The 15,255-nt window shown below is 61.5% G+C and carries 15 protein-coding genes and 1 pseudogene (1 of these 16 running past the window's edge); 14 read left to right on the top strand and 2 right to left on the bottom strand.

Annotated features, from left to right (window positions below; genetic code table 11):
• Window positions 1-54: 54 nt before the first annotated feature.
• On the bottom strand, window positions 55-1,608 hold the full coding sequence (locus tag PFEN_RS27135) for an AAA family ATPase (protein ID WP_191489665.1): 1,554 nt from the start codon (window positions 1,606-1,608) through the stop codon (window positions 55-57).
• Window positions 1,609-1,724: 116 nt separating this feature from the next.
• Here PFEN_RS27135 and mrcB point away from each other — a divergent pair.
• The 3 genes and pseudogenes from mrcB (at window position 1,725) to PFEN_RS27120 (ending at window position 5,182) form a co-directional block, all read left to right on the top strand.
• A pseudogene (gene mrcB, locus PFEN_RS27130) lies at window positions 1,725-4,054 on the top strand (penicillin-binding protein 1B).
• A 16-nt stretch (window positions 4,055-4,070) separates the two neighbouring features.
• Complete coding sequence (locus PFEN_RS27125; RefSeq protein WP_191489664.1) at window positions 4,071-4,853, top strand: tetratricopeptide repeat protein; 783 nt, start codon at window positions 4,071-4,073, stop codon at window positions 4,851-4,853.
• Entirely contained in the window at window positions 4,853-5,182 is a 330-nt protein-coding gene (locus PFEN_RS27120) for a YqcC family protein (RefSeq protein ID WP_191489663.1), read from the top strand. Before PFEN_RS27125 ends, PFEN_RS27120 begins: the two co-directional genes overlap by 1 nt.
• Window positions 5,183-5,275: 93 nt before the next feature.
• Here PFEN_RS27120 and PFEN_RS27115 read toward each other — a convergent pair whose 3' ends face one another.
• The gene (locus PFEN_RS27115; protein WP_191489662.1) at window positions 5,276-5,704 is read right to left on the bottom strand and encodes a DUF4124 domain-containing protein; all 429 of its coding nucleotides are present in this window, start codon (window positions 5,702-5,704) and stop codon (window positions 5,276-5,278) included.
• 401 nt (window positions 5,705-6,105) lie between these two features.
• On the opposite strand from PFEN_RS27115, the gene PFEN_RS27110 reads away from it, so the two are divergent.
• The 11 genes from PFEN_RS27110 to msrP all read left to right on the top strand — a co-directional run.
• Entirely contained in the window at window positions 6,106-7,830 is a 1,725-nt protein-coding gene (locus tag PFEN_RS27110; protein ID WP_191489661.1) for an acetolactate synthase 3 large subunit, read from the top strand.
• Between the two features lie 2 nt (window positions 7,831-7,832).
• Window positions 7,833-8,324, top strand: a complete 492-nt coding sequence (ilvN, locus tag PFEN_RS27105) for an acetolactate synthase small subunit (protein WP_057008762.1) — start codon at window positions 7,833-7,835, stop codon at window positions 8,322-8,324.
• 48 nt (window positions 8,325-8,372) lie between these two features.
• Window positions 8,373-9,389 (top strand): ketol-acid reductoisomerase, encoded by a 1,017-nt coding sequence (ilvC, locus tag PFEN_RS27100; protein WP_191489660.1) that lies wholly within the window; start codon window positions 8,373-8,375, stop codon window positions 9,387-9,389.
• Window positions 9,390-9,564: 175 nt separating this feature from the next.
• Window positions 9,565-10,239, top strand: a complete 675-nt coding sequence (locus tag PFEN_RS27095) for a YjfI family protein (protein WP_191489659.1) — start codon at window positions 9,565-9,567, stop codon at window positions 10,237-10,239.
• A 19-nt stretch (window positions 10,240-10,258) separates the two neighbouring features.
• Window positions 10,259-10,963, top strand: a complete 705-nt coding sequence (locus PFEN_RS27090; protein ID WP_191489658.1) for a PspA/IM30 family protein — start codon at window positions 10,259-10,261, stop codon at window positions 10,961-10,963.
• 97 nt (window positions 10,964-11,060) lie between these two features.
• Complete coding sequence (locus PFEN_RS27085) at window positions 11,061-11,720, top strand: DUF2491 family protein (protein ID WP_191489657.1); 660 nt, start codon at window positions 11,061-11,063, stop codon at window positions 11,718-11,720.
• 13 nt (window positions 11,721-11,733) lie between these two features.
• Window positions 11,734-12,159, top strand: a complete 426-nt coding sequence (locus PFEN_RS27080) for a DUF350 domain-containing protein (RefSeq protein ID WP_191489656.1) — start codon at window positions 11,734-11,736, stop codon at window positions 12,157-12,159.
• Between the two features lie 27 nt (window positions 12,160-12,186).
• Window positions 12,187-12,924, top strand: coding sequence for a DUF1190 domain-containing protein (locus PFEN_RS27075; protein WP_191489655.1), 738 nt, complete (start codon window positions 12,187-12,189; stop codon window positions 12,922-12,924).
• A 14-nt stretch (window positions 12,925-12,938) separates the two neighbouring features.
• Window positions 12,939-14,096: a glutathionylspermidine synthase family protein gene (locus PFEN_RS27070; protein ID WP_191489654.1), complete on the top strand. Its 1,158-nt coding sequence runs from the start codon at window positions 12,939-12,941 to the stop codon at window positions 14,094-14,096.
• Between the two features lie 127 nt (window positions 14,097-14,223).
• Window positions 14,224-15,081 carry a CDP-diacylglycerol--serine O-phosphatidyltransferase gene (gene pssA / locus PFEN_RS27065; RefSeq protein ID WP_191489653.1) on the top strand — a complete coding sequence of 286 codons (858 nt, stop codon included), beginning with the start codon at window positions 14,224-14,226 and terminating at the stop codon, window positions 15,079-15,081.
• A gap of 63 nt (window positions 15,082-15,144) precedes the next feature.
• Window positions 15,145-15,255 carry the 5' end (the start) of a protein-methionine-sulfoxide reductase catalytic subunit MsrP gene (gene msrP, locus PFEN_RS27060; RefSeq protein ID WP_191485891.1) on the top strand. Its footprint extends 903 nt past the window's final position, so 111 of the gene's 1,014 nt are visible here — the first part of the coding sequence; the start codon lies at window positions 15,145-15,147; the stop codon falls past the right edge of the window.

Here is a 15,255-nt window from a genome sequence, read left to right as displayed (position 1 = left end):
TGCCGCTATGTTTCAGCCGTGAAGCACTTGCGGCGTCACGGCTGAAATAGTTTTCTACAGGCCTGGCAGGCGCTGGCGAATCTGCTCGACCAGGGCGTCGAGGCTCCCGCTTTCATGGGTTTCGACGTGCTTGGCGCGCAGTATTTCATCGGCGCCCAGGGCTTCGCGACTGGCTTGCTGGGCGGCGATCACTTCCAGTGTAGCGTCGGACGGATCGACGGCATCGGCCTGGCGCCGCGCCAGCCAGTTTTCGATCACGGCTTGCGGGGCGCTGCAGTCGAGAATCAGGCACGGCACGCCGGTGGCTTCGGCGACCTTGGCGGCGGCATCGCGCTGTTCGCGCTTGAGGTAGGTGGCGTCGATCACCACCGGGAAACCGGCACGCAGGACGATATCGGCGATTTCATGCAGGCGCTGGTAGGTGCGCACGCTGGCGTCGCGGTTATAGATGCCATCGCCGACACGGTTCTCGACCTGCTGCTCGCCGAACAGGCGTTTGCGCTCGACATCCGAGCGCAGGCGCACGGCACCCAGGGCTTCCACCAGGCGCAGGGCGACGTGGCTCTTGCCGACGGCGGAGACGCCGCTGGTGATCGCCAGGAAGCGTGAGGGAATGGTGCTGTAGCTTTCCGCCAGGTTGGCATAGTTGCGGTATTGGCGCAGGCAACTGGCGCGTTGCAGCGGATCCTCGGGCGACATGCTGAACAGCGCGACCTTGGCGCGGACCAGGGCGCGATAGGCTTTGTAGAAATTCAGCAGGGCCAGGCCCTGGTAGTCGCCGGTCAGTTCCAGATACTGGCTGACAAAGCGCCGGGCCAGGTTCTTGAGGCCACGGTCTTCCAGGTCCATCGCCAGGAAGGCGGTGTCGGCGTAGACGTCGGTGAAGCGGAAGGGTTCGTTGAACTCGATGCAGTCGAAGATCACCACCTTGCCGTCGATGACGGTGGCGTTGCCCAGATGGATGTCGCCGTGGCATTCACGAATGAAACCTTCGGCCTTGCGCTGGAGGAACAGCGGCTTGAGGCGCTCGAAGCTGGTTTCGGCCCAGGCTTGCAGGGCGTCGAGTTGCGCCAGGTCGGCTTTTTCGCTGAGGAACGGGCGGATCTGCTCGAAGTTCTGTTGGACCGGGTCCATGACCGCCTGCGGGCTGCCCTGGTAGTGCGCTTTCGGCACTTCGGGGGCGCTCTGGTGGAACGCGGCGATCTGTTGGGCCATTGCATCGATGTGCGCGCTGGTCAGCTCGCCGTTGGCCTGCAGGGTGCTCAGCAGTTGGCTCTGTGGGAACTGGCGCATTTTCAGCGCGTATTCGATGGCCGGGCCCGTACCGCCCAGGACGGGGGCCTCGGCGCTGCCGGTGATCGGCACGACTTCCAGGTACAGGCCATCGGTCAGGCGCTGATTCAGGCGCAGTTCTTCCGCGCAGAAGTGCGCGCGCGCGGACAGTTCGGTGAAATCGAGGAAGCCGAAGTTGACCGGTTTCTTGATCTTGTAGGCATAGGTGCCCGTGAGCAGGACCCAGGAAATGTGGGTTTCGATAACCTGGAAAGCTTCTACCGGGTGGGGGTAGAGGGCCGGGTTTTGCAGGGCGGAGATCAGGGACTGGCTCACTGGCGATCCTTCAGAGGGCGGTAAATTCATGGCGCTCATTATGGCCGCTGGCGGCGCTGGTGCAAACCGCCGGACGTACATGTTGAACGTCAATAAAGTGCGTATAATCCGCCGCCATGACTCGTACCCGATCCCCCCGTTCCCGTGCCAAATCCAAACCTCCCGCTGGCCGCCTGCGTCCCTGGCTTGGCTGGGCGATCAAGCTCAGCCTGGTGGGCCTCGTCGTGCTGGCCGGTTTTGCCGTCTACCTCGATGCCGTGGTGCAGGAGAAATTCTCCGGCAAGCGCTGGACCATTCCGGCCAAGGTCTATGCCCGGCCGCTGGAGTTGTTCGCCGGCCAGAAGCTGAGCAAGGAAGACTTCCTCACCGAACTCGATGCCCTCGGCTATCGTCGCGAAGCCGTGGCCAATGGCCCGGGGGCGGCGGCGGTCAGCGGCAATACCGTGGACTTGAACACCCGTGGCTTCCAGTTCTATGAAGGCATGGAGTCGGCCCAGCCGGTGCGGGTGCGCTTCTCCGGCGACTATGTGGCCGAGCTGTCCTCGCTCAACGGTTCGAAGCTGTCGGTGGTGCGCCTTGAGCCGCTGCTGATCGGCGGCCTGTACCCGAAGAACCTTGAAGACCGCATCCTGATCAAGATCGATCAGGTGCCGCCGTACCTGCTCGACACCCTGGTCGCGGTCGAGGACCGGGATTTCTATCATCACTTCGGCGTCTCGCCCAAGTCGATTGCCCGGGCCATCTGGGTCAATACCTCGGCCGGTCAGATGCGCCAGGGCGGCAGTACCCTGACCCAGCAGTTGGTCAAGAACTTCTTCCTGACCAACGAGCGCAGCCTCAGCCGCAAGTTGACCGAGGCCATGATGGCCTTGTTGCTGGAGCTGCATTACAGCAAGCCGGAGATTCTCGAGGCTTACCTCAACGAGGTCTTTATCGGCCAGGACGGCCAGCGTGCGGTGCACGGCTTCGGCCTGGCTAGCCAGTTCTTCTTCAGCCAGCCGCTGGCGGAGTTGAAGTTGCACCAGGTGGCCTTGCTGGTGGGCATGGTCAAGGGTCCGTCCTACTACAACCCGCGGCGTTACCCGGAGCGGGCGCTGGAACGACGTAACCTGGTCCTCGACCTGCTGGAGCAGCAGGGCGTGGCGACCGCCGAGCAAGTGGCGGCGGCGAAGAAGATGCCGCTGGGGGTGACCGCCCGCGGCAGCCTGGCGGACAGCTCGTTCCCCGGTTTCCTCGACCTGGTCAAGCGGCAACTGCGTGAAGACTACCGCGACGAAGACTTGACCGAGGAAGGCTTGCGCATCTTCACCAGCTTCGACCCGATCCTGCAGATGAAGGCCGAGGCCTCGGTCAACGATACCTTCAAACGTCTGGCCGGGCGCAAGGGCGGTGACGATGTCGAGGCGGCCATGGTGGTGACCAACCCGGAAACCGGTGAGGTCCAGGCCATGATCGGCAGTCGCCAGGCCAGCTTTGCCGGTTTCAACCGGGCGCTGGATGCGGTACGGCCGGTCGGCTCGCTGATCAAGCCGGCGGTGTATCTGACGGCGCTGGAGAAGCCCAGCCAGTACACGCTGACCAGTTGGCTGTCGGACGAATCCTTCTCGGTGAAAGGCGCCGACGGGCAGGTCTGGAAGCCGCAGAACTACGATCGGCGTTCCCACGGTACGATTTTCCTCTATCAGGGCCTGGCGCACTCCTACAACCTGTCGACGGCTCGGCTGGGTCTGGAGTTGGGCGTGCCGAATGTCCTCAAGACCCTCGGACGCCTCGGTATCACTCGCGAGTTCCCGCGTTCCCGGCAATGTTGCTGGGGGCTGGCGGCATGACGCCGATGGAAGTCGCGACCATGTACCAGACCTTGGCCAATGGCGGCTTCAATACACCGATGCGCGGTATTCGCAGTGTCCTGACGGCCGAAGGCCAGCCGCTCAAGCGCTATCCGTTCCAGATCCAGCAGCGTTTCGATGCGGGCTCGATCTACCTGATCCAGGCGGCGATGCAGCGGGTGATGCGCGAGGGGACCGGGAGCGGGGTGTACAACGTCCTGCCCAAGACCCTGACCCTGGCCGGCAAGACCGGTACCAGTAACGATTCGCGTGACAGCTGGTTCGCCGGTTTTGGCCAGGACCTGCTGGCCGTGGTCTGGCTCGGCCGCGATGACAACGGCAAGACACCGTTCACCGGTGCCACTGGCGCCTTGCAGGTCTGGACCAGCTTCATGCGCAAGGCCGATCCACTGCCATTGGATATGCCGCAACCGGATAACGTGGTCCAGGCCTGGGTCGATCCGCACACCGGGCAAGGTTCCGATGCCAATTGCCCGGGGGCGGTGCAGATGCCGTATATTCGCGGCAGTGAACCCGTGCCCGGTGCGGCGTGCGGTGGCGCGGTGCCTGCGCCGGCCACCGAAGTGATGGATTGGGTCAAGGGCTGGTTGAATTGAGTAAAGAGGGTTTGACGTGAACAAGTGGTGGATTCCAGCTTTTGCAGCGCTGACCGTGCTGGGCGGTTGCTCCAGTGTTCCGCGGGGTTCGATCCCGGTGGTCGATTCGGGGACCGCGGTCTCCAACAACGAACGGATCTCGTCCACGGGCGGTTTCCGCAAGAGCGTGATCAAGGGGCCGGTACCGAGCCAGACCCAGGCGGTGCCGCAGGATTCCGGCGTGGTGGTGATGATTCCGGGCGGCGGCGCGACAACGTCGGCACCGATCAGTACCGAACCGTTCACGCCGGGACCGATTACCCCTGGGCCGACGAACAATGCGCCGATCCAGGGCGTGCCCGTCAACTCGGGGGCCTATAACCAGGGTGCTTACAACCCGGCGCCGAGTCAGGGCGGCTACAACATGCCGAGCCCGGTCGCGCCGAGCGGTATTCCTTCCAGCAGCAGCGCTGGCGGCTTGTCCGCCGACGAGCAACTGGACGGCCCGGTGCTGGCGTTGTTGACCACCGCTCAGCAGCAGCAATCCACGGGCGACCTCAATGGTGCCTCATCGAGTCTTGAGCGTGCCCAGCGCGTGGCTCCCCGTGAGCCGCAAGTGCTTTATCGGTTGGCCCAGGTGCGCATGGCCCAGGGCGATGCGCCGCAGGCCGAGCAACTGGCCCGACGCGGGTTGAGCTTTGCCAACGGGCGTCCGGATCTGCAGGCCAACCTCTGGGGCATCATTGCCCAGGCGCGGAGCAAGCAGGGTGATGCCGCGGGTGCCGCCCAGGCGCAGCAGAAGGCCAAGGTCGGTTACTGATGGATGCGCGTTTTCCGTTGATTGCCGAGCAACTCCTGCTGATCGAGCGGGAGTTGCGCGCCCAGGGTTGCTGGGACGAGGTTGCGCCCAGCGCCGAGGCCCTGGCCAGCGTCGAACCGTTCAGTGTCGATACACTGGAGTTCGAGCAGTGGCTGCAATGGATCTTCCTGCCGCGAATGAAGGTGATTCTCGAGCAGGACCTGCCGCTGCCCAATGCTTCCGGGATTCTGGCCATGGCGGAAATGGTCTATGCCCAGCGCCCGGGGCAGGGGCGTGGCTTGCAGCGCTTGCTGGCGCAGTTCGACCGGTTGATTGTCGAGACCCGCTAAGTTGCAGGCGCCGACTTGCCGGCGATGACTGATCTTCCGGTCGTTATCGCCAGCAAGCCGTTCACGGGCCCTGGGTGCTCATGAGGCGGGTGTTTACGAGCAGTTTTCCTCGATCGCCTTGCGCGCCTCCAGCAGTCGCGTCTGGCGCTCTTCTTCGGTCAGACGGCGTAATTCGCCATTGACCTCTTCGCGCACCCGGGCATTGTTTTCCAGTTGCGCCAGGTTGGTCCGCACCTTCTCGCAATAGGCCTTGCGGGCCGCTTCCTGATCGGCAATCTGCTTCTTGACCTTGGCATCCACGGCGTTCTGGTCGCCCACCGGCGCGCTCGTTGGCAAGGCGGCGCGCGGCGGCGCGGGGACATTGCCGACCGCCGGCGTCACCACGGTGGCCGATTGCCCGGCTGGCGGCTGTGCATCGAAATGCGTCACGCCCTGGGCGTCGACCCATTTGTAGATCTGGCCGGCCTGGCACAGGGGGCTCAAGGCGAACAGCAAGCCAGTGATCAGAATGCTTCTACGCATCAGGTTTCCTTGTCAGACAATGCGATAAGCAACGTAGCACATTCCCTTGGGAAAGGTTTTCTTCTGCGTTGTCATGCGCTTAGTTAGAAGAAAGCTCACAAGATGACTTGACTTGAGCGGGACGAATCAGAACAATCCAAAGTCCGCTGTAGAGGGACTGCCAGAAGCAGGCCCACTCGGCAGATCATGAGGCGCATATCCGCGCCGACCTGTTACACCCGCAACGCGTTACCTCGCGCTGGGTGGGAAACCCCCGCAACACTTGGGGCACTCCCAATACTTGCTCAGTCAGTGCTGACGTAGTCGGCGACCACCGTCGCTCATGCTCTGCTGAGAAGTAAACCTATTAAGACCCGTCTCCAGTGTGTGGACGGTATTCTGGCGTTTTAGAGGTGAACAACGTGGAGCTTTTATCTGGCGGTGAGATGCTCGTCCGCTTTTTGCGTGACGAAGGCATCAAATATATCTACGGGTACCCGGGTGGTGCTCTTCTGCATGTCTACGATGCCCTGTTCAAGGAACCGGAAGTCACCCACATCCTGGTTCGTCATGAGCAGGCGGCGACCCATATGGCCGACGGCTACGCCCGTGCCACCGGTAAAGCCGGCGTGGTCCTGGTGACCTCGGGCCCGGGCGCGACCAACGCGATCACCGGTATCGCCACGGCCTACATGGACTCCATTCCGATGGTGATCATCTCCGGTCAGGTGCCGAGCACCCTGGTCGGTACCGATGCGTTCCAGGAAACCGACATGATCGGTATCTCGCGGCCGATCGTGAAGCACAGCTTCATGATCAAGCACGCTTCGGAAATCCCGGAAGTCATGAAGAAGGCGTTCTACCTGGCGCAATCCGGTCGTCCCGGCCCCGTGGTTGTCGATGTCCCGAAAGACATGACCAACCCGGCCGAGAAGTTCGAATACATCTTCCCGAAAAAAGCCAAGCTGCGCTCCTACAGCCCGGCGGTACGCGGCCACTCCGGCCAGATCCGCAAGGCGGCCGAAATGCTCCTGGCGGCCAAGCGTCCGGTGCTCTACTCGGGTGGCGGGGTGATCCTCGGCGGCGGTTCCGCACCACTGACGGAACTGGCCAAACTGCTCAACCTGCCGGTGACCAATACCCTGATGGGCCTCGGTGCCTACCCTGGCACCGACCGTCAGTTCGTCGGCATGCTCGGCATGCACGGCAGCTACACCGCCAACCTGACCATGCACCACGCCGATGTGATCCTGGCCGTGGGCGCGCGGTTCGATGATCGGGTGATCAACGGTCCGGCCAAGTTCTGCCCGAACGCCAAGATCATCCACATCGACATCGATCCGGCATCGATCTCCAAGACCATCAAGGCAGACGTGCCTATCGTTGGGCCGGTGGAGAGCGTGCTGAGCGAGATGGTCGCGGCCCTGAAGGAAATCGGCGAGACGCCGAACAAGGAGTCGGTGGCCAGTTGGTGGAAGCAGATCGACGAATGGCGCGGCGATCGTGGCCTGTTCCCTTATGACAAGGGCGACGGCAGTATCATCAAGCCACAGACCGTGATCGAAACCCTGTGCGAAGTGACCAAGGGCGACGCTTTTGTGACCTCCGACGTCGGTCAGCACCAGATGTTCGCGGCGCAGTACTACAAGTTCAACAAGCCCAACCGCTGGATCAACTCCGGTGGCCTGGGCACCATGGGCTTCGGCTTCCCCGCCGCCATGGGTGTGAAGCTGAGCTTCCCGGACGCCGACGTTGCTTGCGTCACTGGCGAGGGCAGCATCCAGATGAACATCCAGGAATTGTCGACCTGCCTGCAGTACGGCTTGCCGGTGAAGATCGTCAGCCTGAACAACGGCGTGCTCGGCATGGTTCGCCAATGGCAGGACATGAGCTACGGCAGTCGTCATTCGCACTCGTACATGGAATCGCTGCCTGACTTCGTCAAGCTGGTCGAGGCCTATGGTCACGTCGGTATCCGTATCACGGATCTGAAAGACTTGAAGCCGAAGATGGAAGAAGCGTTCGCCATGAAGGATCGCCTGGTGTTCCTCGATATCCAGGTCGACACCAGCGAGCACGTCTACCCGATGCAGATCAAAGACGGCTCCATGCGCGATATGTGGCTGAGCAAGACGGAGCGTACCTAATCATGCGGCACATCATTTCCCTGCTTCTGGAAAACGAACCTGGCGCTCTGTCCCGTGTGGTTGGCCTGTTTTCGCAACGCAACTACAACATCGAAAGCCTGACCGTGGCCCCGACCGAAGACCCGACCCTGTCGCGTCTGACGCTGACCACCGTGGGGCATGACGAAGTCATCGAGCAGATCACCAAGAACCTGAACAAGCTGATCGAAGTGGTCAAGCTGGTGGACCTGTCGGAAAGTGCTCATATCGAGCGTGAACTGATGCTGGTCAAGGTCAAGGCTACTGGCGCCCAGCGCGCCGAGATCAAACGCACTACCGATATCTATCGTGGTCAGATCGTCGATGTCAGCGCCAGCGTTTATACCGTGCAACTGACCGGTACAAGCGACAAACTGGACAGCTTCATCCAGTCGATCGGGACGGCCTCGATTCTGGAAACCGTACGTAGCGGCGTCACCGGGATTGCCCGTGGCGACAAAGTACTGAGCGTTTAACTTAATTTAGCGAATGGCCTGAACGGCCTGGATATAGAGGAGAATTTCATGAAGGTTTACTACGATAAAGACTGCGACCTGTCGATCATCCAGGGCAAGAAAGTTGCCATCATCGGTTACGGCTCCCAGGGTCACGCACAAGCGTGCAACCTGAAAGACTCCGGCGTCGACGTGACCGTCGGCCTGCGTAAAGGTTCGGCCACCGTGGCCAAGGCCGAGGCCCATGGCCTGAAAGTGACCGACGTGGCCAGCGCCGTTGCCGCTGCCGACCTGGTCATGATCCTGACTCCGGACGAGTTCCAGTCCGCGCTGTACAAGAACGAAATCGAGCCGAACATCAAGAAAGGCGCCACCCTGGCCTTCTCCCACGGCTTCGCGATCCACTACAACCAGGTTGTGCCGCGCGCCGACCTCGACGTGATCATGATCGCGCCGAAGGCTCCAGGCCACACCGTGCGTTCCGAGTTCGTCAAAGGCGGCGGTATCCCTGACCTGATCGCGATCTACCAGGACGCCTCGGGCAACGCCAAGAACGTTGCACTGTCCTACGCCGCCGGCGTTGGCGGTGGCCGTACCGGCATCATCGAAACCACCTTCAAGGACGAGACCGAAACCGACCTGTTCGGCGAACAAGCCGTCCTGTGCGGCGGTACCGTCGAGCTGGTCAAAGCCGGTTTTGAAACCCTGGTTGAAGCCGGTTACGCGCCGGAAATGGCCTACTTCGAGTGCCTGCACGAACTGAAGCTGATCGTTGACCTCATGTACGAAGGCGGTATCGCCAACATGAACTACTCGATCTCCAACAACGCCGAGTACGGCGAGTACGTGACCGGCCCTGAAGTCATCAACGCCGAATCCCGCCAAGCCATGCGCAACGCTCTGAAGCGCATCCAGGACGGTGAATACGCGAAGATGTTCATCAGCGAGGGTGCTACCGGCTACCCATCGATGACCGCCAAGCGTCGTAACAACGCCGCGCACGGTATCGAGATCATCGGCGAACAACTGCGTTCGATGATGCCGTGGATCGGTGCGAACAAGATCGTCGACAAAACCAAGAACTGAGTCGACGCTCAGCCGGTTGTCCGGCCCTTTGGGGCTGGGCGACGGTATGTGCTGAACACCAACGCCCCGACTTGTCGGGGCGTTTTATTTTGTCACATAAACCTTTCATGTCAGATGTTGAACATTCCGGATAGAAGTCGTAGTTTACTTACATGTAAGATTTTTCGGAGGACAGATGCCTCGTAGAAAAGCAGCGGATGACAAGCCTCTGTCGGGCGGAAAAACGTCATCACCGGCCAAGACCAAGACCACCGCCGACTACGTTCGCGATATGCGCGCGCGCTTGCGCGAAGCGGGTCTGGTGAAGCGGGAATTCTGGATTCTTCCCGAGAATGCGACGGCCCTGCGGGGTATCGAAAAGGCGTTACGCCAGCCCTTCCTGGGTGAACGGATCAAACTGGAGGCTTTCATGACTGAGAACATCAACTGGACGATCAACTCGCTGCACAAGGCGCTGGCGGAACTGGAGGTTGTGTCCCGTGGCGAGATTGTCCTGACCCTCGCCGAAGGCGCGGAGCAGAGCATTACCCTGACCCTGAGCGAATTCGGCGACCTGCCACTGTACCTGGCGGTGTCCGGTGACCAGATCCTGGTGGACGCGACCCTGGTCGAAGTGAGCAAGGTCAAGGATCCGGTGGTCTTCAACAGCCTGGTGCTGCGCAGCCGTGACCTGTTCCCACTGTCCTCCGTGGGCATCGAGCGGCTCGGTGACGGCACCGAGGTCTACTGCATGTTCGGCGCGCTGAGCGCGGCTTCCACGATCACCGTGATCGTCCAGGAGATCTTCACCCTGGCCGAGAACGTGATCCGTGCGGTGGAAGCGTTCGAAGACCACATCAACGTTCAATGAAGTCCCCAAGGAGTTTTCAATGAGTATCTGGAAGAAAGTCATGACCGCTATTCGCGGGGGTGTTTCCGAGGTGGGTGAGACCATCGTCGACGCCAACGCCATTCGCATTCTCGAGCAGGAACAGCGTGACGCCGAGAACGCCGTAGCCAAGGCCAAGAACGGCCTGGTCGACATCAAGGCGCGCTACAAGCTGTCGCAGCAACGCCTCGACGGCCTGAACAACGACATCGCCAACTGGGAAGCCAAGGCCATGGCCGCGCTGGATAAGGGCGAGGAAAGCCTGGCGGGCGAGTGTGCCAACAAGGTTGCCGAGATCGAGGCCCAGCGCGATCAGGAAAAACTCCTGGCCGATCAGTTCGGAGCCCAGGTCGAGACGCTGCATGCCCAGGTGACCAAGTCGGAAAACCAGATCAAGGGATTGAAGCAGCAGGTCGAGATGGCCAAGGCCCGCGAGACGGTCCAGCAGGCTCGTGTCGCCACGGCGGCGGCGACCAGTGGGGCGAATGGCAAGCTGGAAACCGCGGTCGGTTCGCTGGCGCGGATCAAGCAGCGCCAGGACGAGCGGGATGCCAAGCTGGATGCCGCGCAGGAGCTGGCCGATGAGTCCAATGGCGGCGATCTGGAGCGCCGTCTGCAGCAGGCGGGTATCGGCGCCAAGTCGGGCAGCGGCAGTGATGTGCTGGCTCGCTTGAAGGCTCGGCAGAATCCTGGCTCGGGTCAGTAAATCGCGGTCACAGGGCAAACGCGTGAGCGGTTTGCCCTTTTTGCCGTCTGAAAAACCGGCTGGATAGCCGGGTGGCGCGACAGGAAGGAGAGGCACGATGAGTTGGATCAAGCGCGTCATGGGATTTGAGGCGCCAACGCCTGCCGCGGGCGCGATCCCGGTAGCGCAGGGCAATCCCTTGGGGTTGGCCTCGGGGCGGATGCTTTGCCTGGAGCGTTCCTTGAAGCTGTTGCTCGAAGGGCAGTCCCATGTGGTGTTGCCGGATGACGAGAAAGTCTGGGCAGTGGGCGATATCGATCTGGGGCAGTCGATGCGCTTGCAGCGGTTTTACCTCGACAATGAGGATTACTTCCTGCAAATGGTCATGAACGGGCCCGCGGCCGAAGATATCCAGGACCTCATCCTGTTCGGCTATCACGACGTCACCACGATCAACAGCAAGGAGCAGTTGCTGCAACTGACCGGCCCGAATGCGAAGATCGGCATGCCGCTCTACGAACTCGAAGGCGAGGAGTATGGGCGCCAATGGGGGGTTGAAGACGGGCAGACCGAACTCACGCCGATGCAGGAGTTCGTCAGGAGCCCGGACGGCGCCTACTCGATCAAGCACCTGAGCATGCTCTATGCCCGCGATATCGGTCTGCTCAACCGCCGGGAGTTCCTGCTCTTTTCGGTCGAGGAAGACGAGGAGGGGGTGATCACCCTGTCCACTGCCGTTGGCGTGACGCTGCAAATCACTGATATCGAAGTTCTCTGACAAGGAAATCATCATGCTCGATGCGCTGCGCCTGTCGCTCAACGCTACCGCGGTATACGGCTTCATCATCTATATGGCGGTGGCGGCGGTCCTGTTCGTGTTGTTTCAGTTCATCTACACCCGCCTGACACCGCACAAGGAGTTCGCCCTGATTCGCGAGGGCAATACTGCCGCGGCGGTAGCCTTGGGTGGTTCGTTGGTGGGGTTTGCCCTGCCGGCCAGCAATATCATCGCCAACAGTGTCAGCGTCGTGGACTTCGTCGTCTGGGTCCTGATCGCCGCCGTGGTGCAGTTACTGGCGTTTGCCGTGACCAATCTGGTGCTCAAGGGGCTGTCCGCGCGTATCGTGCGCGGCGATTTGGCGGCGGCGATCTATTTGGCGGCCGTGGCCATCAGTGTCGGGCTGCTGAATTCGGCCTGCATGACGCCGTCGACCTGAGCCCAGGGCAAGGATAAGGATCATTCGATGAGAACCCGTAGCTCCGTAAAACTGGTGCTGGCCGGCACCTTGCCGCTGGCCCTGTCCGCCTGCGGTCCGTCCCAGGACCGCGTGGACGTGACCACGAAGAACAATTTCAAGTCGGTCGAGGAGTGTGTGGCGGCGAAAGTGCCGGTGGAGGTCTGCTCCGACGCCTTCATGCAGGCGCTGGCCGATCACCGGCGTATCGCGCCGACCTATGACGACCAGGCTTCCTGCGACAGTGACTTCGTCCCCGGCTACTGCCAGGTCGGCGCGGACGGCAAGTACATGCCGAAAATGGGCGGCTTCGAACTGGCGATGTCCGGCCAGGTTCCGCGCAAGGATCTCGAACAGGCCCAGCAGGCGGCCGCGCAGTCGGGAGGCAGTGGTGGTGGCGGTAACGGCGGCCTGCTGACCGGGCTGTTGCTCGGCAATCTGCTCAGCAACAGTGGCGGCGGCGGGCGCTACTATTCCCAGCCGATCTATGACAATCGTGACAGCCGCGGCGCCTATAGCAGCTCGACACTGTCGCGGCAGATCGACGAGGGCAAGTCGTTCAGCCGTTCGACCCAGGCTCGCAGCAGCTCCACCAACACCTATACCCCTGCCACCCTCGGCAAGAGTCTGGGCAGCGGTTCCGGTTCGCTGTCCTCGACAGTCTCGCGTGGCGGTTTCGGCAGTCAGGCTACCGCGCGCAGTGGCTGGGGCGGCAAGAGCAGCGGCATCTTCAGTTCCGGCGGTTGAGGGGCGCGGCCAGGATGAAAAAGATCAGCATCGAAGAGCGCCCGCATTGGCGCGAAAGCGTCGAACGCGAAGGTTTTGCTTTTCACACCATCGGTGGCGAGCGCTATTGGGATGAGCGTGGTTATTACCTGTTCACCGAAGAGCAGATCACTCGCGACCTTGAGGCGCCAACCAAGGCGCTTCACGACCTGTGCCTGGATGTGGTCGAGCGGGTCGTCGACAGCGAAGAGCTGCTGACGAGCCTGGCCATACCGCCAGCGTTTTTCGATCTGGTCCGCGATTCCTGGAAGCAAGGGCATCCGCATCTGTATGGGCGTTTCGACCTGGCGTATGACGGCAGCGGTCCAGCCAAGTGCCTGGAAGCCAATTACGACACGCCCACCAGTCTGCTCGAAGCCGGTGCCGTGCAGTTGCTCTGGCTTGAGGAACAGATCGCCCGGGGTGTACTGCCGGCGCACGCCAACCAGTTCAATACCCTTGCTGAAGATCTGGTCAGGGCTTTCGCGGCATTTGCGCCTGGAGGCGCGTTCTACTTCTCGGCCATGTCGGGTTCGGAGGAGGACCGCGGGACCACGGACTTTCTGCGCAAGATGGCGGCGCATGCGGGAATCGAGGCGCGGCATATCGACATCGAGGATATCGGTCTTACCGCGCAGGGTCGCTTTGTCGACCTGGACGGGCGCTGGATCGAGCGGCTGTTCAAGCTGCATGCCTGGGAGCATATCTTCCATGAGGACTTCGGCCAGGCGGTACCCGGTTGTGACACCCAGTTTATCGAACCGGCCTGGAAAGCCATTGTCAGTAACAAAGGTATATTGCCGCTGCTGTGGAAATTTCACGCAGGGCATCCCAACCTGCTGCCTGCCTATGTCGACGAGAATCCGCTGCGGCCCGTGCCCAAGGGCTGGGTGCGCAAACCGTTCTTTTCCCGCGAGGGCGCGAATATCGAGATCCGTACCGGCGACGATCAGGTGGTGGTCGAGGGAGGGCCTTACACCGATGCGCCTTATATCCTGCAGGCGTTTTCCTCGTTGCCGAAGTTCGACGACAGCTACACCGTGATCGGCTCATGGGTGGTGGGGGATGTGGCCTCCGGGATCGGCATCCGTGAAGACAATAGTCTTATTACCAAGGACAGCAGTCGATTTCTGCCGCACGTTGTCCTAGGCTGATCGACCCGTCTCTTCCAGGTTTTCCCTCAGGCCGGGGCGCTTCTGGTATAAAGCGGGACCGTTTTGTGCTCCCATCGTGGTCGCCGAGTGCTGTTGAAACCATTCATTTAGCTGCAAGGTAATGTCAATGACTGAACGTCCCGAAGAGCCTGGTCAGGGCTCCGACGCCGAAAGCCTGTTGCCCATCGACGAACATGTCGAGGAAGGGCATGACGCCAATGGCCAGAAAGTCCGCCATCGCGGTATCTACCTGTTGCCGAACCTGTTCACCACCGCGAACCTGTTCGCTGGTTTCTACGCCATCATCAGTGCGATGAGCGCGCAGAGCGCCGCCAGTGCCGGGGATCCGGCGGGGGCGAGCAAGTATTTCGCCTTCTCCGCCATTGCGATCTTCGTCGCCATGGTGCTCGACGGCCTGGACGGTCGCGTGGCCCGCATGACCAATACCCAGAGTGCCTTCGGTGCCGAGTATGACTCGCTGTCCGATATGGTCGCTTTCGGTGTTGCCCCGGCATTGCTGGCATTCGGCTGGGCGCTGGGTGACATGGGCAAGGTCGGCTGGATGGTGGCCTTCATCTATGTGGCCGGCGCGGCGTTGCGCCTGGCGCGTTTCAATACCCAGGTCGGTACCGCCGACAAGCGCTATTTCATCGGCCTGGCCAGTCCGGCGGCGGCCGGCGTGGTGGCGGGTACGGTGTGGGCGTTCAGCGACTACGGGATCCAGGGTTCGAAGATGTCGTTCCTGGTAGCCTTGCTGGTGGCGGCGGCCGGGATGCTGATGGTCAGCAACATCAAGTACAACAGCTTCAAGGAGCTGGATCTCAAGGGGCGCGTACCGTTTGTGGCGATTCTTGCCGTGGTGCTGGTATTCGCCGTGGTGTTCAGCGACCCGCCGCGCATCCTGCTGCTGATTTTCCTCGCCTATGCGGCCTCGGGCCCGATCCAGTACCTGTTGCATCTTCGTCGGCACAAAGCTGGCGAGTGATGTAATTTCGCGCAGACTCCGTAGTCTATTGGTGCATCAGTCCTCCAATGCTACGGAGTTGCCATGTTTATCAAGCTTCCCAAGCGATCCGATTGCAAAGAGTCGGACGTCACGCCTGAATCCCTCTATCTCTCCCGCCGTGCGCTGCTCGGTGCTTCCGTCGCCGGGTTGGCT

Source organism: Pseudomonas sp. FEN (genome assembly GCF_904067045.1).
Classification (GTDB): domain Bacteria; phylum Pseudomonadota; class Gammaproteobacteria; order Pseudomonadales; family Pseudomonadaceae; genus Aquipseudomonas.
The sequence above is the reverse complement of the archived record's forward strand: the minus strand, read 5'-3'. Positions and strand labels throughout refer to the sequence as shown.